The following is a 17,546-nucleotide window of genomic DNA, read 5'->3' as shown; positions in this document are numbered from 1 at the left end:
GCGGCGGGCGGCGGGCGGCGGGCGGCGGGCGGGGATGACGACCGCGGCCCCCGGTCCCGCCCGGAGGCAGGGCCGGGGGCCGTCGGCGGGTCGGTCAGGTGGCGTCGATCGCGCCGGTCAACAGCAGCGCCAGGACCAGCGTGCCCAACGCCACCCGGTACAGCACGAAGACGTACAGGGTGTGGTGGGCGACGTAGCGCAGCAACCAGGCGATGGCCGCGTACCCGATGCCGAAGGCGATGAGGGTGGCCACGATCGTCTGGGCCACCGTCGGCACGGAGGTGCCCGGGGCGGACGGCTCGAAGACGTCTCCGAGGCTGAACACGCCGGACATCACCACCGCCGGGATGGCCAGCAGGAACGAGTACCGTGCCGCCGCCTCCCGGGTGAGGTTGAGCAGCAGGCCGGCGGTGAGCGTGCCACCGGAGCGGGACACCCCGGGGACCAGCGCCATCGCCTGGGCGAAGCCCATCACGATGCCGTCCTTCATCCGGAAGTTCTCCAGGGTGCGGGTCTGCCGCCCCCAGTACTCCGCGAACGCCAGCACGAAGGCGAAGACGATGAGCGTGGTCGCCACGACCCACAGGTTGCGCCCGGCGGTCTTGATCTGGTCCTTGAACAGGAAACCGAACAACCCGATCGGAATCGAGCCGACGATCACGTACCAGCCCATCCGGTAGTCGAGGCTGGAGCGGACCGACGCGTCCCGGATGCCCACCAGCCAGGTCCGGGTGATCCGCCAGATGTCCTTGGCGAAGTAGATCAGCACGGCCGCCTCGGTGCCGAGCTGGGTGACCGCGGTGAACGACGCGCCGGCGTCCCGGTCGAAGAAGATCGCCGAGGTGATCCGCAGATGCCCCGACGAGCTGACCGGAAGGAACTCGGTCAGTCCCTGGACGATGCCCAGGACGATGGCCTCAACCCAGGTCACTCGCCGACTCCCGAAAGCTCCAGTGCCTCGGCGACGGTACGCAGGGTCTGCACACCGCTGTCCCGGTCGGCGACGAACAGGGTCACCGACAACGTGGTGACGCCGGCGGCAGCGTACTCCCGCATCCGCTCGGCGACGCGCTCCTTCGGGCCGAGCAGTGAGGTGCGGTCGATGAACTCCATGGGTACGGCCGCGGCCGCGTCGCGCTGCCGCTTTGCCAGGTACAGATCCTGCACGTCGCGGGCGGCGTCGCCGTACCCCATCCGGGTGGCGAGCTGGTTGTAGAAGTTCTGCTCGCGGCTGCCCATGCCGCCCACGTACAGCGCCGCGTACCAGCGGACCAGCTCGGCGCAGGAGGCCACGTCGTCGCCGATCACCACCGGCACCGAGGGCACCACGTCGAACCCGGCCAGGTCCTTGCCGACCTTCGCCCGACCGGCGCGGACCGACGCGAGCTGCTCCTCGGCGAACTCCGGCGCGTAGAACACCGCCAACCAGCCGTCGGCGATCTCACCGGCCAGCTCCAGGTTCTTCGGGCCGACCGCCGCCAGGTAGATCGGTATGTGCTCGCGGGGTGGATGGAAGCCCAACCGCAGGGCCTTACCCGGGCCGTCCGGCAACGGCAGCGTGTAGTGCTGCCCGTCGTAGGCCACCTCCTTGCGGGCGATGGCCAGCTTCACGATGTCGACGAACTCGCGGGTCCGGGCGAGGGGCTTGGCGAACCGCACACCGTGCCACCCCTCCGACACCTGCGGACCGGAGACACCCAGGCCGAGCCGGAACCGGCCACCGGAGAGCGCGTCGATGGTGGCGGCGGTCATGGCGGTGGCGGCCGGCGTACGGGCGGGGATCTGCATCACCGCCGCGCCGACGTCGATCCGTTCGGTCTGGCCGGCCATCCAGGCGAGCATGCTGGGCGAGTCGGAGCCGTACGCCTCCGCCGCCCACACCACCGAGTAGCCCAGCCGGTCCGCCTCCTGGGCGAGGGCCAGGTGGTCGGCCGGTGTGCTCCACGCTGTCTGGTATCCGAGACTGAGCCCGAGTCGCACTGGTCCTCCCCCATCCGTGGCACAGGTCGCACCAGGTTACGCAATGCCGAAAACGGACTCGATCACCGGCTCGACACCTTCGCTCCCCCCTCCATCGGGGCAGCCCACGGCGGCGGAACCGGCAGAACCGGCAGAGATACGGGAGCGAGGATATCCGTGGCGGCAGGTTCGAAATAAGGTTCACCCATGCAACAGCGACCGCTCGGCCGAAGCGGGCTGGCGGTTTCCCGGCTCGCGCTCGGCACCATGACCTGGGGCCGGGACACCGATGCCGACGACGCGGCCGCCCAGCTGAAGAGTTACCTGGACGCGGGCGGCAACCTGATCGACACGGCCGACGTGTACGGCGACGGCGACGCCGAGTCGGTGATCGGGTCGCTGCTGGGCACCCTCGTGCCCCGCGACGAGCTGCTGATCGCCACCAAGGCGGGGCTGCGCCCGGGCAGTGGTCGACGGCGCGACGGCTCCCGGGGGCACCTGCTGCGGACGTTGGACGCGTCGCTGCGCCGCCTCGGCACCGACCACGTCGACCTGTTCCAGGTGCACGGGTACGACCCGGACACCCCGCTGGAGGAGACCCTCGCCGCGTTGGACCACGCGGTGGCCAGCGGCAAGGTCCGCTACGTCGGTGTGTCGAACTTCTCCGGCTGGCAGACCGCACGGGCCGCCGCCTGGCAGACCGCCTGGCCGGGGCGGGCGCCCGTGGTCGCCACCCAGGTGGAGTATTCGCTGCTGGAGCGGGGCGTGGAGCGGGAGGTGCTGCCCGCGTGCGACGCGCTCGGCCTCGGCCTGCTGCCCTGGTCACCGCTGGGTCGCGGCGTGCTCACCGGCAAGTACCGGCACGGCCGTCCGGCGGACTCCCGAGCCGCGTCGCCGCACTTCGAGCGGTTCGTCTCGACGTACCTGGAGCCGCGCTGCTCCAGCATCGTGGAGGCGGTGGCCACCGCGGCCGGCGGCCTGGGGGTGTCGCCGCTGGAGGTGGCGTTGGCGTGGATCCGGGACCGGCCGGGGGTGACCGCGCCGATCCTCGGCGCGCGGACGGTCGGGCAACTGCTCGGCGCACTCCCCGTGGAACGGATCACCCTGCCGGAGGAGATCACCACCGCCCTGGACGACGTCTCGGCGGTGCCGTTGGGCTACCCCGAACGCGACGGCTGACCGACGATGTTCCTCGCCCCCGGTTGCGGCGCCCGGCAAGATCGTGCTCGATCCTTGGTGCGGTGGCATCCCGCGACGAGGTGGCCACCACGTCATGGATCGAGCGCGATCTTGGACGCGGCGCGGCGGCAGGTGCTTGCCGGGACAGGGCGTCAGGGCGACGGGCGCTGCCCGGGGAGGTCGTGGATCGCGGTCAGGAAGCGCGACTGGTCGTCGCGGACAGCGGGCTGGGTGAGTCGGATCCACGAGTCGTCGGCGAAGACGATCGTGGAGGTCAGCTGCACGAACCCGGCCGCGCCGCGCTCCGAGTCGATCCGGGCCACCCGGTCACGTGGCACACTCCACAGCACCCGCGGTTGGCGCCGGTCGGGGCGGTCGGCGTCCGGGCGGGGACCCATCCGCAGCAGGTGCAGGTGGGTGTCGGTCACCGCCAGCGGGGTGCCGTTGTAGCGCTCCAGGAAGAGCAGCAGGCTGCCGGCGAGGGTGGCGAGGTCGCCGCTGAAGACGTACCGGCGACGGTAGGCGATCTCGGCGAGCTGGTCGGCCAGCGGGCGGTACAGGCTGAGCCGGAACAAGGCGCGGAACGCCTCCTGTTCCTCGGTGAGCGGGATGGGATCCCGCTGCGCCCGCTGCGGTGGTGGGACCGGCTCCGGTTCGGCCGCCTCCGGCACACCGGCCGCGACGGCAGCGGCCTTGGCGGGCAGCAGCAGCAGGCCCGCGGCCAGCCGGACCGGCGTCAGCACCGCGTCCACCCAGACCACCGGGTTGACGATGTTGAGCAACCCGAACAGCACCTTCGGGTCGAGCGAGTCGACGAACTCGTCGGCCATCACACCGGCGAGCTGCCGCCCGGCCCTGTGGGTCTGCGGGGCACGGACCGGGCCGAGCCCCACGTACCGCAGCTCCTGTCCGGGCAGCAGTGGCGCGACGAGGGCACGTTCGGGTTCGTCGCTGGTGCGGAACTCCTCGCGCAGCTCACGGGCCCTGTCCCGGGCGGCCCGCGCGCCGCCGAGCACCGCGTCGGTGAACCGACCCAGCCGGCCCCGTTCCCCTGGCATCACGATGTCTCCAGTCGACGGACCGCCCGCACGTCGACGTCGATATCCGGCGGCATGCCGTTCCTCCCCCATGAGTCGAGCGCACCGACGATACGATTCCCGGCCACCCGGCACCACCCCGTGACACGGACAGCACGCTCCACGGCTCAGGGGCGCACAGGTCGGCACGAACCACCCCACGGCAGCGTCGTTGGTCACCCCCAAGGGGGTGGCGAACAGCCGCTGGGCTGGGCAGCATGGATGGCATGGACTACGAATACGCGCCACTGCGGCTGCCGCCGAACGTCGACCGGTTGACCGCGGCGGCGCAGTTGGCGATCCAGGCGGAGTTCTCCGGATGGGAGTTGGCCCGGGTGCGGTTGTACCGGGACGGCACGCGGCAGGTGGTGCTGCGGCGGCGGCGGGTCAACCAGCCGCAGCCTGGCCTGTCGTACTGACGGCCGGACGCCCGGGGCCACGTGGACCCCGGGCGTCGAACGGCCTTGGCGCGCCCTAGTGCTGGTGCCCGGCGTGGTCGTGATCGTCGTCGAGCTCCAGGAACGGGTGCTCGTCGAGCCGGCCGACCAGCCGGTCGTCGACCGCCGGCTGGAACGGGCCGACCGCGTCGTCGTCGTCGAACGACTCCAGATCGACCGGGGTGCCCACCTCGCTGACCATCACCACCCCGTCGAGGGGCTCCAGCTCGGGGACGTCCAGCGCGCCGAGCGAGCCGTCGCCGCTCTGCAGCAACTCCAGCACCGCCTCGCCGACGCCCTCCACCGGCGCCGGCTCGTCGTCCTCGGGGGTGCCCTCGCGGCGGGCCGCCTCGGCCACCCGCAGCAGCGCGGCGACGCTCGGCACCCGGTAGTCGCGACGCTGCCGCACCGAGATCACCCGGGGGTGCGGGTCGCTGGCCTCGGAACCCTCGGGGCCGCCGAAGCGCTCGTCGGCCTCGTCCGGGTCGATCGAGTCGACATCCCACGGCGTCACCTCGCCGAAGGCGTCGAGCAACCGCTCGTCGTACGCGAAGGAGGCGTTGTTCAACGCCACGTACGCCTGCCAGACGTCGTCGTCGTCGACGCGGCCCTGCGCGGCGCGTACGGCGGCCAGGTGGTGGCGGGCCGCTTCGATCACCCGCTCGAGAGCGGCGTCCAGCTCACCGTGCTGGTCGGTCATGTGGGGCAGTCCCTTCACGTTGGGGAGGTCGCGCGCCGGATGCAGCGCCGGGCGCGGCTAGCAGGTGCGGAGGAACCGGTCGAGAACCCGCACGCCGAACTGTAGTCCGTCGACCGGAACCCGCTCGTCGATGCCGTGGAACAACGCCGAGAAGTTCAGGTCGGCGGGCAGCCGCAGCGGGGCGAACCCGAAGCAGCGGATGCCGAGCTGGGAGAACGCCTTGGCGTCGGTGCCGCCGGAGAGCATGTACGGGACCGGACGCGCACCCGGGTCCTCGGCGCGCAGCGCCGCCGACATGGCCTCGACGAGGTCGCCGTCGAAGGTGGTCTCCAGCGCGGGCTGCCGCTGGATGTACTCGATCGCGATGTCCGGGCCGATGAGCTCCCGCAGCTGCCGCTCCAGCAGCTCGGACTGGCCGGGCAGGCTGCGGCAGTCGATCGTGGCGGTGGCGCGGCCGGGGATGACGTTGTCCTTGTAGCCGGCGTCGAGCCGGGTCGGATTGGCGGTGTTGCGGATGGTCGCCCCGATGATGTTGGCGATCGGGCCGAGCTTCGCGATGGCCGTCTCCGGGTCGTCCGGGTCCAGCTCGACGCCGAGCAGGTCGGAGACCTCCTCCAGGAAGGCCCGCACGGTGTCGGTGACCACCACCGGGAAGCGGTGCCGGCCGATCCGGGCGACCGCCTCGGCGAGCGCGGTGACCGCGTTGTCGTCGTGCACCATCGAGCCGTGCCCGGGGCGACCCTTGGCGTGCAACCGCAGCCAGTCGATGCCCTTCTCGGCGGTCTCGATCAGGTAGAGCCGCTGGCTGTCGTTGACCGAGTAGGAGAAACCGCCGACCTCACCGATCGCCTCCGTGCAGCCGTCGAAGAGGTCACGGTGGTTCTCCACCAGGAAACGCGCGCCGTAGTCGCTGCCCGCCTCCTCGTCGGCGGTGTACGCGAGCACGATGTCCCGCGGTGGCCGTACGCCGGTGCGCTGCCAGTGCCGCACCACGGCGAGCACCATCGCGTCGAAGTCCTTCATGTCGATCGCGCCGCGGCCCCAGAGGTAACCGTCGCGCAGCTCGCCGGAGAACGGGTGCACCGACCACTCGTCGGCGTCGGCGGGCACCACGTCCAGGTGGCCGTGCACCAGCAGCGCACCCCGGCTCGGGTCGGCGCCGGGGATGCGGGCCACCACGTTCGCCCGGCCCGGCGCGGACTCGTGCAGGACGGACTCCACGCCCACCTCGGCGAGCTTCTCCGCCACGTACTCGGCGGCGCGGCGCTCGCCGACGCTCGTGTCGTTGTCCCCCGTGTTGGTGGTGTCGATGCGCAGCAGGTCGCGGCAGAGGTCCACGACCTCCGCGCTGGGGTCGGGTCGGGTGGAGGCCGCATCGCTCGTCATCGCCTCTTCATACCAGCCGGCGCCGGCCGGCCGGGCGGCGCACCGGTGCGCGCGGGCCGGCACGCCGGTGGTCCCGGGCCGGCGCATCGACGGGCCCGGTTTCGCCGGGGCCGGGTTCGGGTACCGCCGCCCACGACCGCACATCCCTGCCGGAGCTTCCGCCCGCCAGTCGAGGAGGGCACCATGTCCGCCGTTCCCCTGCCGCCGCTGCCGCCCGCACCCGCACCCGAGGAGGGCTACCGACCCGGTGGCCGCAACATCGCCGACATCGTCGACCGGGAGCACCGTCAACTGGTGGCGCTGCTGGACCAGCTGACCGGCCCGGACGCCACACCGCGGGAAGGGCTGCCGGTGCTCACCGCCGCGTTGTCGCGGCACCTCTCCGCCGAGGAGCAGTACCTGCTGCCGGCGGTACGCGCCGCGCTGCCGGCGGCCGCCGAGCGGGTGGACGCCGAGATCAACGCCGACGCCAGCCTGCTCAGCGCCCTGAAGGGCGCGACCGACGAGGGGTTGGCCGAGATCGCCGAGCGGGTCCGCCACCACGTCGACGGGGTGGGTGCGCTCGTCACCGAGCTACGCGCGGTCGCGACCCAGGAGGAGCTGATCCGGCTGGGCAACCGGCTGGAGATCGCCGAGGAGGCCGCGCCGACCCGGCCGCACCCGGGCACTCCGGCCACCCCTCCGTGGAACCGGATCGTGGAGCCGGCGGTCGGGGTGGTGGACAAGGTGCTCGACGCGGTGACCCGCCGGCCGACGTACCTGGCGGACCTGCCGGAGTCGCCGCGGGACTGACGGCGGCGGCGATCCCAAGTGCATTCATTATCACCGATCCGCTCGGGCTATTCCGCCGGCTGACGTGTAGTCCTACCGTCACGGTATGAACCTGGAGCTGCGTCACCTGCGGGTGGTCTGCGCGATCGCGGAGACGGGGAGTGTGACGAAGGCGGCGTCGGCGCTCGGCCTGGCCCAGCCGGCGCTAACCGCCCAGCTCCAGCGCATCGAGCGGACCCTGGGCGGCCCGCTGTTCGACCGGGACCGGCGCGGCGCCCGGCCCACCGCTCTCGGTGAGCTGGTGCTGGCTCGGGCCCGGGTGCTGCTGCCGGCGATGAAGGGGTTGCAGGACGAGGCGGCCCGGCTGGCCGGGGCCGGCGACGCGCCGCCGTGCTACCGGTTCGGTGGGGTGAACAGCCCGATCCTGGGCCGGATGGTGCACCGCCTGGCGGCCGAGCAGCCGCCGGCCCAGATCACCACGCTCGCCTCCTGGTCGGTGGACGAGCTGGCGCAGTTGGTGGCGGGCGGCCGACTGGACTTCGCCCTCACCGGGGTGTGCGGCGACGCCAGCCCGTCGGCGGGGTTCGGGTTGAGCTGGCAGGAGGTGGCCATCGACCCGGTGCTGGTGCTGCTGCCCGAGACCCACCCCCTCGCGGCGCACGACGAGGTGCGCCTGGCGGACCTGCGGCACGAGCAGTGGGTGGCCGCCCCGGGCGACGGCTGCTTCGCCGACTGCTTCGCCACCGCCTGCGCCCGCGCCGGATTCACCCCCCGCAAGGTGTACGAGACCGACATCCGCGGCTGCGTCGACCTGGTGGAAGCCGGAGTGGCGATCGCGCTGTGCCAGGCGACGTTCCGCCCGGTGGCCGGGTTGGTCACCCGCCGCCTCGCCGGCATACCGCTGCGCTGGCGGCTCCTGCTCGGCTGGCATCCGGACTCCCCCGCCGCCCGGGAGGCCGACCTGATGGTGCAGACGGCGAAGGCGGCGTACGTCGACTCGTTGGCCCCGCATCCCGCGTACCTGGACTGGCTGCTGCGTCACCCGGCGTTCGGCGTCCGGCAGCCCACCGGGGTCCGACCGGGCTGAGCGGGAGGTAACCGGCCGTTGGCGGTGCGAACCGCCGTGGGCCGGGTATCTGGCGGACATGACCGACCTCTACCCGTCCGCCGACGACCGGGAACTGCTCCGCGAGGCGGCCGCCGCGCACACCGCCGCCACCCGTGCGGTGGAGGCGTTCCTGCGCCGCCTGCCGCAGGTGCCCGACCCGGCCGCCGTCACCGAGTACGCCAACCTGCTCACCCGGGAGGACCAGACCCGCACCGACCGCGACGCCGCCGCCGACGCGGCGGGGCTGACCATCGCCAGCCTGGAACCGGACCAGGGCCAGTAGCGCAAGACGCGACGGTGCCGTCCCCGCCCGGGACGGCACCGTCGCGCGTGGCCTCGTTCAGCGTTCGACGAGCGGGTCGTGTCCGAGGTCGAGCAGCGAGTGCCGCCAGGTGTCGTCGGCGTTGCCGCGCGACGGCTTGGCATCCATCAGCTCGCGGATCCGCTCGACCGCCTCCCGCATCACCTCGATGTCCTCGCCGGTGAGGTCCACCTTGCGCTTGTTCAGCACCTTGAGGATCTCCCGGCCCGGCTGGGGCAGGTCGAGGTTCGGGTTCGGGCTGAACGACTCCTCACCGGAACCCCTGGTCAGCAACCACGTCCGCAGCTGCTCCGACGGGACGTTGACCTCGGCGTGGAAGTCCTCCCAGAGCACTTCCACCTCGGGGTCGAGCCGCGCTTCGCGTACCATCAGGTCTCCTCTCCGGGCGGTTTCCCGGACGTCTCCGGGTCGTCCTGGTCGGTCCTGGGATGCAGGCCCTCCGCGGGCACCCGCGTGCGGCGGGGGTTCGCGGTGGGCGGCGCCAGGATCGGGTCGGGATGGTCGTCCTCGTCCCGGGCTTTCGTGGGCTCGTGCGGGTCCTCGTGGTCGTCTCGTCGCGCCGGCCCGCTCATCGCGGGTGGGTGGTCGTGGCGGCGGTGTACCCCCGCTCGCCTGCGGTCACGTCGAAGGTGAGCGCCCCGTCGCGAACGTCCACCGTGACCTTCTGCCCCGGTGAGATCGCCGACTCCAGCAGCATCCGGGACAGGTGGTTGTCCACCTCCCGCTGGATCACCCGGCGCAGCGGCCGGGCGCCGAACTCCGGCTGGTAGCCGTGCTCGGCGAGCCAGTCGATGCCGGCGGTGGTGAACTCCACCTGAAGGTCCTGGGCGTGCATCCGGCGGCGGGTCTCCTCCAACAGCAGCGCGGTGATGTCGCGCAACTGCTCGGCCTCCAGCCGGCGGAAGATGATGACCTCGTCGATGCGGTTGAGGAACTCCGGGCGGAAGTTCTCCTGCAGGCGGCGCATCAGCCGCTCGCGCAGTTCGTCGTTCTCCTGCTCGCTGCCCACGTCCCCGCTGCCGAAGCCGACGGAGCGCTGGGCGCCGGTGATCAGCTCCGAACCGAGGTTGCTCGTCATGATCAGTACGGTGTTCTTGAAGTTCACCGTGCGACCCTGACTGTCGGTCAGCCGCCCGTCGTCGAGCACCTGGAGCAGGATGTTGAACACGTCCGGGTGGGCCTTCTCGATCTCGTCGAGCAGCACCACCGCGTACGGGCGGCGACGCACCGCCTCGGTGAGCTGACCGGCCTCCTCGTAGCCGACGTACCCGGGTGGAGCGCCGACCAGTCGAGTGACCGTGTGCCGTTCCTGGAACTCGCTCATGTCCACCCGGACCATCCGGTCCGCCTCGCCGAACAACGCCTCGGCCAGGGCACGGGCCAGCTCGGTCTTGCCGACACCCGTCGGGCCGAGGAACAGGAAGCTGCCCATCGGTCGTTCCGGGTCGGCCAGCCCGGCCCGGGAGCGACGGACAGCCTCGGCGACCGCGGTGACCGCGTCGTCCTGGCCGACCACCTTCTGGTGCAGGTGCCCCTCCAGGCGCAGCAGCCGGTCGCGTTCCTCCTCGGTGAGCTGGCTGACCGGGATGCCGGTGGCCCGGGAGACCACCTCGGCGATCTCCTGCGGACCCACCTCGGGCACCTGTGAGGTGGACGAGCCGTCGTCGCCGTTCGCGCGGCGGATGTCCCCCTCCAACTCGGAGATCCGATCCCGCAGGGCGGACGCCCGCTCGTACTGCTCGTCGGTGACGGCCTGTTCCTTGTCCCGGCGTACCTCGTCGAGCTCCTGCTCCAGCTCCCGCACGTCGGAGGCGGGCGTACGGGTCCGCAACCGCACCCGGGCGCCGGCCTGGTCGATCAGGTCGATGGCCTTGTCGGGCAGGAACCGGTCGGTGACGTACCGGTCGGACAGCTCGGCGGCGGCGACGAGCGCCTCATCGCTGAAGCGCACCTGGTGGTGGGCCTCGTACCTGTCGCGCAGGCCGCGCAGGATCGCGATGGTGTCGTCGACGCTGGGCTCGGGCACCAGCACCGGTTGGAAGCGCCGGGCCAGCGCGGCGTCCTTCTCGATGCTCTTGCGGTACTCGTCGAGCGTGGTCGCGCCGATCACCCGCAGCTCGCCGCGGGCGAGGGCGGGTTTGAGCATGTTGGACGCGTCCATGCCGCCCTCGCTGCCGGCGCCGCCCGCCCCGACCAGCGTGTGGATCTCGTCCATGAAGATGATCAGCTCGTCCCGGTGCGCCCGGATCTCGTCGATCACCTTCTTCAGCCGCTCCTCGAAGTCCCCCCGGTAGCGGGTGCCGGCGACCAGGCCCGCCAGGTCGAGTTGGACGACCCGCTTGCCGAGCAGGGTCTGCGGCACGTCCCCGTCGCAGATCCGCTCGGCCAGCCCCTCCACGATGGCGGTCTTGCCGACGCCGGCCTCGCCGATCAGCACCGGGTTGTTCTTGGTGCGCCGGGACAGGATCTCGATGGCCTGCTCGATCTCGTCGGCGCGTCCGACCACCGGGTCGATCTGGTCCATCCGCGCCAGCTCGGTGAGGTCCTGCCCGTACTGGTCGAGGGTGGGCGTGCCACGATCCGGCTTCGGCCCGGTCATCGGCCCACGCTCGGCGTTGGCCGCCTGCAGCGACTCGGGTTGGATCCGGCCGGCGGCCAGCATCCGACCGGCCGGCGACTCCGGGTTGAGCGGCAGTGCCATCAGGATGTGCTCGGGGCCGATGTAGTTGGCGCCCATCGCCCGGGACAGCTGGTGGGCGTCGAGCAGCGCCCGCTTGGCGGCTGGGGTCAGCGACAGGTTGGGCGGCACCTCTCCGCGTGGCGCGCCGTCGCCCTTGCCGCCGAGCGCGTTGAGCAAAGTGTCCGGGTCTGCTCCGGCCCGGCGTACCAGGTCACGTAGCGGTTCGCGTTGCAGCGCCGCCCAGAGCAGGTGGTCGGTGTCGAGGTCGTTGCTGTGGCGTTGCGCGGCCCGCCGGGCGGCGTCGGCCAGCATTTCCCGGGCGTCCGCGGTCATGAGTCGGGTGATGTCGACCCGGTGCGGCGGTCGGCGTCCTCCCTCGCCCCGACCGAAGTACCTGGCCAGGAATTCGTCCCACGGGTCGGAGCCGGTGTCACCGGGTCCCATCATGTCTGTCCTCCGCAGTCGGGCGCGGCACGGTCGGCAGGGGCTACCCGGCGCGCGCCCCGACAAACGCCACGGGAGACGCCGTACCGGCATCCCGGGAGTGGCGTCGGGTCGGGACCGCCCGTTGGTGGCAGGCTGGCCGGATGAATGAGACCCCGCTGCTGATCGTGGATGGCGCCAACGTGGTGGGCTCCCGCCCGAACGGGTGGTGGCGTGACCGGGCCGGGGCGGCCGCCCGTCTGCGCGACTCGCTCGCGCCGGTGGCGACCATCGGGTTGCCGGCCCGACTGCCGGCCCCGGTGGAGGTGGTGCTGGTGGTCGAGGGGGCCGCGCGGGACGTACCCGGGACCGACGGCGTCCGGGTGGTCTCCGCACCCGGTTCCGGCGACGACAGCGTCGTCGACCTGGTCGCGGGCGCACCGCTTCGACGTCGGTTGGTGGTCACCGCGGACCGGGAGCTGCGCGAGCGGGTCACGGCCCTGGGCGCGGAGGTGTACGGACCGCGCTGGCTCCGGGAGAACTGAGAAGTTCTCGCACTGGGACTCCCACAGAACGGACTCCCGGCACGTCCAGGTGCCTTCCGGACAGGTGGGCAGGAACACCGACAGGGCGGATGTTCTTTCGCGGCGGCCGATAGGCTCTAATGGAGATCTCCCCGCCCCCAGGAGGTTCCGCCGTGGCGAGCGTCGCCGAGCTGAAGGCTGCCATCGATGTCGCCCTCCAACAGATCGGTGACGGGCAGACAGCCGTGCAGGCGGCCGGCGAGAAACTGGCCGAGGCGCAGCAGACCCTGGCCGGCGCGCTGGAGGGCAGCGGGCACGAGACAGTGGAGGCGGCCCAGGCCTCGCTGACACAGGCCAGCCAGGAGCTGGAAGAGTGTCTCGCCGCGACACTTGTCGCGGTCGAGCAGGCGCAGCTCTACGTCGCGACCCTGTAGGCCGCCATGTCCATCATCGAGGACGTCGGTGGGCAGGTCCGCGCCGCCAGCGAGGAGTTCCCGCTGGCCCTGCTCGGGCAGGCGCTGGATAAGTTCGGTCTGGCCGCGGAGCGGCTGCGCTGGGTCCGCCAGGAGTCGGCCAACCCGATGGGGGTGCCGGAGTTGTCCGCCGCTACCGAGCACGCCGAGAGCGCCGGCTACGCGTTGCGGGTGGCGCAGGAGCAGCTCTCGGCGTATCTGGCGGCGATCGGGTTGGGTGCGGACGGCGCTCCGGCGCCCCGCCCTGAGCAACGCGCTCCCCGACACGACACGCCGCCGTCGGCCGGTCCCAGCGCGGTCGCGCCGGAGCCGACCGAGCAGGTCCGGATGCGCCGCTGGTGGTCGGTGCGGGTGGCCGAGCTGACCGGCGGGCGCGAGGGCGCCGACGACGAGCCCGACGAGCGGGTGGACGACTCCCGGGAACTGCTGCGCCGAGTGGTGGGTGGTGTCCGCTCCGGCGACCGGGACCGGCTCCGCACGGAGCTGCGGCGGGCACCGGCCGACGTGGGGCTCGGGATGGCGGCGCTGGCGCCACCGCTGCTGCGCGAGCTGGCCGGTGAGCTGCTGGGGCACCCGCCGCGCGCCGCCGACCTCGGCCGATTGCGCGGGGAGTTGGACGGGCGGGTCCGCGACCTGCTGCCCGGGCTGCCGCCGCCGGTGCTGGAGACGCTGCTGACCCGGGTGTGCCGAATGCCGCCGCCGCGCGCCTCCGGGGAGCCGCCGCACGCCGCCGACTCCGCGGTGACCGCCGGTGTGGCGACCGGGCTGCTGCTCGCCCGCCTCGGCCGGGACCTGCCCACCGGCGCGGGCCAACCAGCCGGCGCGGGCGACCAACGCGGCGCGGGCCCACCGGGCGGCGCGGGCCACCAACGCGGAGCGGGTCAGCCAGGCGGAGCGGGTCAGCCAGGCGGAGCGGGTCAGCCAGGCGGCGTGGGTCAACACGGCGGCGTGGGTGCGCGTCCCGGTGGTGCGGTCCGGCGGCCGGGGGACGCGGGTGGACAGCGTTCCGGTGGGCTGCCGCCACGTGCGGGCAGCCCGTGGCGGGACGCGCCGACTCGTCGGGGCTCCGATGGCTGACCGACGTGGCCAGCTTGCCGGGCGAATCCGGGACAACCTGGCCGAGGCGCTGGGAGCCACCCGTACCCGGCTGTCCGCCGCCCAGGCGGAACTGACCGCCGGGCGGGAACGGCTGGCCCGGGTCCAGCGGGCGGCAGCCGCCGTACCGGAGCGGGTGGGCGCCCAGCGGGACCGCCGCATCGCCGAGATCGACGCCCGCTACTCCGCCCGGATCGCCGAGCTGGCCCGACGCGCCGCCGACGCGGCCCGCCAGGAGGCGCCCGGCTGCGCGGGGGCCGACTGGGCGGGATGGGTGCCGACGCCGACCCGGCGCGCGGAGCCACCCGGCGCGCTGCGGGTCGGCACGGTCCGGATCGACGGCGTCGATCCGGTGCCCGCGCTGGTGCCGCTGCTCGACGCCGGCCACGTCCACCTCTCCGGAGACGATCGGGCCGGCTGCGACGCGGTGGTGTCCGCGTTGCTGCTGCGGGCCGCCGGCCGCGCCGACCCCGGGGCGGTACGGCTGGTCGGGTACGACCCTGAGCAGCTCGGCGGCGGCCTGGCCGGGTTCGCGCCGCTGGGCACGGCGGGCCTGCTCACCTTTGTCGGCCCCGGCGGGTTGGGCCCCCTGCTCGACGACCTGGTGGAGCAGATCCGCCGGATCAACGAGACGGTGCTCGCCGGCGAGTACGCCTCGCTGCGGGAACTGGCCGCGGCGACCGGCCGGCGACCCGAACCGTGGCGGGTGGCGGTGCTGCTCGGCGGCGACGAGCTCAACCGGCACGAGCGCGGCCAACTGGACCGGGTGGTCCGTGCCGGCGCGGCCTGCGGGGTGCACCTGGTGGTACACGGGGTGCCGGTGCCGGAGGACCCGACGGTGACCCGGGTGATCGCCGGGGTCTCCGGTGCGCGCATCGGCGGGTCGGCCGGGCTGCCGGTCCGGCTGGATCCGCCGCCACCGGCGACGCTCGTCACCGAGACGTGCCGGGAGATCGCCGTCCAGGTGAACGCCGGCCCGCCGCCGACCCCGTTCGCGGATCTCCTGCCCCCACCCGAGCTGATGTGGCGGGAGGATTCCGCCGACGGGTTGACCGCCCCGATCGGTGAGGGGCCGCAGGGTCGACCGGTACGGCTGTCGCTGGGCGACTACCCGCCGCACGCGCTGATCGGTGGGCCGTCCGGCACCGGCAAGACCAACCTGATCTTCGCCTGGATCGGCGCGCTCGCCGCCCGCTACTCCCCCGCCGAGCTGGAGTTCTATCTGCTGGACTTCAAGGAGGGGGTGTCCTTCGCGCGGTTCGCGCAGGGCCGCCGTGACCCGAGCTGGTTGCCGCACATGCGCCTGGTCGGCATCAACGTGAACACCGACCGGGAGTTCGGCCTGGCGCTGCTGCGGTTCCTCGCCGAGGAGCTGCGCCGACGCGCCGACGCGGCCAAGAAGCACGAGGTCACCAAGCTGGCCGAGCTGCGGGCGGTCGACCCGACCGGGCACTGGCCGCGGATCGTCGCGGTGGTCGACGAGTTCCAGATGCTGCTGGCCGGTCGGGACGTGGTCGCCCGGGAGGCGGCCGACCTGCTGGAGGACCTGGCCCGGCGCGGCCGGTCGCAGGGCATCCATCTGGTGCTCGCCTCGCAGGACGTGCGGGGCATCGAGGCGCTGTGGGGCCGCCCCGCACTTGTCGCCCAGTTCACCCTGCGTATCGCGCTGCCAAAGGCGCTGCGGATCCTCGCCGAACGCAACGACGCGGCGCAGTCGCTGCCCCGCTGGCACGCGGTGGTGAACGCCGAGTCGGGGATGGTGGAGGGCAACGAGGTCGCCCGGATCCCATCGGCCAGCGACTGGGAGACGTGGAGCGGATTGCAGCACCGGCTGTGGCGGATGCGCCCACCCGACGCGGCGCCGGCCCGACTCTTCGACGGCGACGCGATCCCCCGGCTGGCGGACGCCCCGGACTTCCGGGCGCTCGCCGCACCCCCGGACGGGAGCGTGCCGCGCAGCCCGGTGGCCCTGCTCGGCGAGATCATCGACGTGCAGTCCCGCTCGGCGGCGCTGCGCCTGCCGCGCGCCCCGGGGCGCAACCTCGCCGTGCTGGGCACCCGGGTGGACGAGGCGTGCGCGGTGCTGGACGCGGCGGCGCGATCACTGGCCCGCCAACATCCACCCGGCACCGCCCGGTTCTCCATCGCCTGCCTCGACGCGGACGCCGACCCGATGGCCCGCGCCCTCTACGACGACCTGGCCGACGACGCCGCCTGGTACGACGAGGAGACCGTGGGCGAGCTGATGGCCGAGACGGCCGACGGACTGACCGGGCCGGGCAGCCCGCACTACCTGCTGCTGTTCGCGGTCGACGCGGCGGCCGGCGCGCTGGCCGCCCGGGCGGGGCGGCGCACCGGCCTGGAGCAGCTACGCCGGATCCTGCACGACGGGCCGGAACGACGGACACACGTGCTGGCCTGGTGGCGGGGTGTGGCCCGGATGCGCGCCGACCTCGGTGGGCCGGCCGCCCGCACCGACCAGATCGGTGCCTGGGTGGCGCTGGACGCGCACGGTGGCGAGCTGGGTTCGTCGCTCTACCCGGGCACCGGCGGCCCGGACTGGTATCCCCGCCCGTGGCGCGGGCTCTTCTTCGACCGGGCGGTCCACCGCACCGGACAGGTGATCATCCCTTACGGACCGTCGCGGTGAACGAACCAGTGGCCAGCGAGACGTACGCGGCGCAGTTGCGGCGACTGGCCGAGCTGACCGCACGGGTGGGTGAGCAGCGCGCCGAGGCGCACACCTGGTACGAGCGGCAGTGCGCGGCTGCCGAGCGGGCCGTCGCCGACGCCGCCGAGCAGGTCCAGCACGCCGAGGTGGAACTCGTCGAGGCGCGCGAGCAGCAGGAACGGGTCGACGCCGAGGTGGCGCACCTGTGGCAGCAGGTGCGTACCCGCCTCGGTGCCCGTCGTCTCGGCGGCCCGCCCGCTCCGGCGAACAGCGGCGGGGCCACCGACGCGGTGGCGCTCCTCACCCGGGCCCGGGACCTGCTCGACCGGGCCGGACAGCCGGGTGAACTGCCGGGTTCGGTCAACCCCCTGCTGGCGCTCTGCGGGGTGGGCGGCGCGGTGTTCGCGTACGCGCTGGGGGTCGGGGCGCGGGCGTTGGGCGTCGGGTACGGCGGCGACCTGGCGGTCGGGATGCCGGTGCTGGCGCTGGTGGTGACCCTGTTCGGGCCGTTGGTCGGCCTGGCGCCGGCGCGGGTGCTGGCCGACCGGCGGCACGCGGTGCTCGGACCGCGGCCGATCATCGTGGTGCTCGGCGCGGGGTTGGTCACGACCGCTTTGCTGCTGGCGCTCGGCCGCTGAGCGCGGTCGTCCAGCGGGGGTCCGCCGTCCCAGCGGGGTCCGCCGTCCCAGCGGGGTCCGCCGTCCAGCGGGGATCCGCCGTCCAGCGGGGATCCGCCGTCCAG

The 17,546-nt window shown here is 73.3% G+C and carries 18 protein-coding genes; 10 read left to right on the top strand and 8 right to left on the bottom strand.

Annotated features, from left to right (window positions below; translation table 11 throughout):
* Positions 1–94 precede the first annotated feature (94 nt).
* Entirely contained in the window at positions 95–931 is an 837-nt protein-coding gene (locus AB0C25_RS19425; protein WP_357374927.1) for an undecaprenyl-diphosphate phosphatase, read from the bottom strand.
* Positions 928–1,980 (bottom strand): LLM class F420-dependent oxidoreductase, encoded by a 1,053-nt coding sequence (locus AB0C25_RS19420; protein ID WP_357374925.1) that lies wholly within the window; start codon positions 1,978–1,980, stop codon positions 928–930. Before AB0C25_RS19420 ends, AB0C25_RS19425 begins: the two co-directional genes overlap by 4 nt.
* 186 nt (positions 1,981–2,166) lie before the next feature.
* On the opposite strand from AB0C25_RS19420, the gene AB0C25_RS19415 reads away from it, so the two are divergent.
* Positions 2,167–3,138 (top strand): aldo/keto reductase, encoded by a 972-nt coding sequence (locus tag AB0C25_RS19415; RefSeq protein ID WP_357254155.1) that lies wholly within the window; start codon positions 2,167–2,169, stop codon positions 3,136–3,138.
* Positions 3,139–3,290: 152 nt separating this feature from the next.
* On the opposite strand, the gene AB0C25_RS19410 is transcribed toward AB0C25_RS19415, so the two are convergent.
* Positions 3,291–4,196 carry a hypothetical protein gene (locus tag AB0C25_RS19410; protein WP_357374923.1) on the bottom strand — a complete coding sequence of 302 codons (906 nt, stop codon included), beginning with the start codon at positions 4,194–4,196 and terminating at the stop codon, positions 3,291–3,293.
* Between the two features lie 245 nt (positions 4,197–4,441).
* Here AB0C25_RS19410 and AB0C25_RS19405 point away from each other — a divergent pair, with 245 nt between their 5' ends.
* Positions 4,442–4,633: a DUF5703 family protein gene (locus AB0C25_RS19405; RefSeq protein WP_013734349.1), complete on the top strand. Its 192-nt coding sequence runs from the start codon at positions 4,442–4,444 to the stop codon at positions 4,631–4,633.
* 55 nt (positions 4,634–4,688) lie between these two features.
* Here AB0C25_RS19405 and AB0C25_RS19400 read toward each other — a convergent pair whose 3' ends face one another.
* Complete coding sequence (locus AB0C25_RS19400; protein ID WP_357374921.1) at positions 4,689–5,351, bottom strand: hypothetical protein; 663 nt, start codon at positions 5,349–5,351, stop codon at positions 4,689–4,691.
* Positions 5,352–5,408: 57 nt separating this feature from the next.
* Positions 5,409–6,737, bottom strand: coding sequence for a M20/M25/M40 family metallo-hydrolase (locus tag AB0C25_RS19395; protein WP_357374919.1), 1,329 nt, complete (start codon positions 6,735–6,737; stop codon positions 5,409–5,411).
* A gap of 183 nt (positions 6,738–6,920) precedes the next feature.
* Between AB0C25_RS19395 and AB0C25_RS19390 the strand changes: the two genes are divergently transcribed.
* The 3 genes from AB0C25_RS19390 to AB0C25_RS19380 all read left to right on the top strand — a co-directional run bounded on the left by AB0C25_RS19390 (position 6,921) and on the right by AB0C25_RS19380 (position 8,899).
* Positions 6,921–7,529: a hemerythrin domain-containing protein gene (locus tag AB0C25_RS19390; RefSeq protein WP_357374917.1), complete on the top strand. Its 609-nt coding sequence runs from the start codon at positions 6,921–6,923 to the stop codon at positions 7,527–7,529.
* A gap of 85 nt (positions 7,530–7,614) precedes the next feature.
* Entirely contained in the window at positions 7,615–8,595 is a 981-nt protein-coding gene (locus tag AB0C25_RS19385) for a LysR family transcriptional regulator (protein WP_357374914.1), read from the top strand.
* Positions 8,596–8,653: 58 nt separating this feature from the next.
* Positions 8,654–8,899, top strand: coding sequence for a hypothetical protein (locus AB0C25_RS19380; protein ID WP_357374912.1), 246 nt, complete (start codon positions 8,654–8,656; stop codon positions 8,897–8,899).
* A 57-nt stretch (positions 8,900–8,956) separates the two neighbouring features.
* Here AB0C25_RS19380 and AB0C25_RS19375 read toward each other — a convergent pair whose 3' ends face one another.
* Genes AB0C25_RS19375 through AB0C25_RS19365 form a run of 3 tightly spaced genes read right to left on the bottom strand, consistent with a single transcriptional unit; the run spans position 8,957 to position 12,065 of the window.
* Entirely contained in the window at positions 8,957–9,307 is a 351-nt protein-coding gene (locus AB0C25_RS19375) for a DUF3140 domain-containing protein (protein ID WP_357374910.1), read from the bottom strand.
* Positions 9,307–9,510 carry a hypothetical protein gene (locus AB0C25_RS19370; protein ID WP_357374908.1) on the bottom strand — a complete coding sequence of 68 codons (204 nt, stop codon included), beginning with the start codon at positions 9,508–9,510 and terminating at the stop codon, positions 9,307–9,309. The genes AB0C25_RS19375 and AB0C25_RS19370 overlap by 1 nt, the downstream gene beginning before the upstream one ends.
* Positions 9,507–12,065: an ATP-dependent Clp protease ATP-binding subunit gene (locus AB0C25_RS19365; RefSeq protein ID WP_357374906.1), complete on the bottom strand. Its 2,559-nt coding sequence runs from the start codon at positions 12,063–12,065 to the stop codon at positions 9,507–9,509. The genes AB0C25_RS19370 and AB0C25_RS19365 overlap by 4 nt, the downstream gene beginning before the upstream one ends.
* Before the next feature lie 140 nt (positions 12,066–12,205).
* Here AB0C25_RS19365 and AB0C25_RS19360 point away from each other — a divergent pair, with 140 nt between their 5' ends.
* From AB0C25_RS19360 to AB0C25_RS19340, 5 genes are all read left to right on the top strand, one after another.
* Entirely contained in the window at positions 12,206–12,586 is a 381-nt protein-coding gene (locus AB0C25_RS19360; protein ID WP_357374904.1) for a hypothetical protein, read from the top strand.
* A 152-nt stretch (positions 12,587–12,738) separates the two neighbouring features.
* Complete coding sequence (locus AB0C25_RS19355) at positions 12,739–12,999, top strand: hypothetical protein (RefSeq protein WP_030504016.1); 261 nt, start codon at positions 12,739–12,741, stop codon at positions 12,997–12,999.
* Positions 13,000–13,005: 6 nt separating this feature from the next.
* On the top strand, positions 13,006–14,115 hold the full coding sequence (locus AB0C25_RS19350; RefSeq protein ID WP_357374902.1) for a hypothetical protein: 1,110 nt from the start codon (positions 13,006–13,008) through the stop codon (positions 14,113–14,115).
* Entirely contained in the window at positions 14,108–16,783 is a 2,676-nt protein-coding gene (locus AB0C25_RS19345; RefSeq protein ID WP_357374899.1) for an FtsK/SpoIIIE domain-containing protein, read from the top strand. The genes AB0C25_RS19350 and AB0C25_RS19345 overlap by 8 nt, the downstream gene beginning before the upstream one ends.
* A complete protein-coding gene (locus AB0C25_RS19340) occupies positions 16,780–17,442 on the top strand; it encodes a hypothetical protein (protein WP_357374897.1) in 663 nt (220 codons plus the stop codon). Before AB0C25_RS19345 ends, AB0C25_RS19340 begins: the two co-directional genes overlap by 4 nt.
* Positions 17,443–17,546 lie beyond the last annotated feature (104 nt).

It is taken from the genome of Micromonospora sp. NPDC048839 (assembly GCF_040649915.1).
GTDB lineage: Bacteria > Actinomycetota > Actinomycetes > Mycobacteriales > Micromonosporaceae > Micromonospora.
This window is presented reverse-complemented; position numbering and strand designations above follow the sequence as displayed.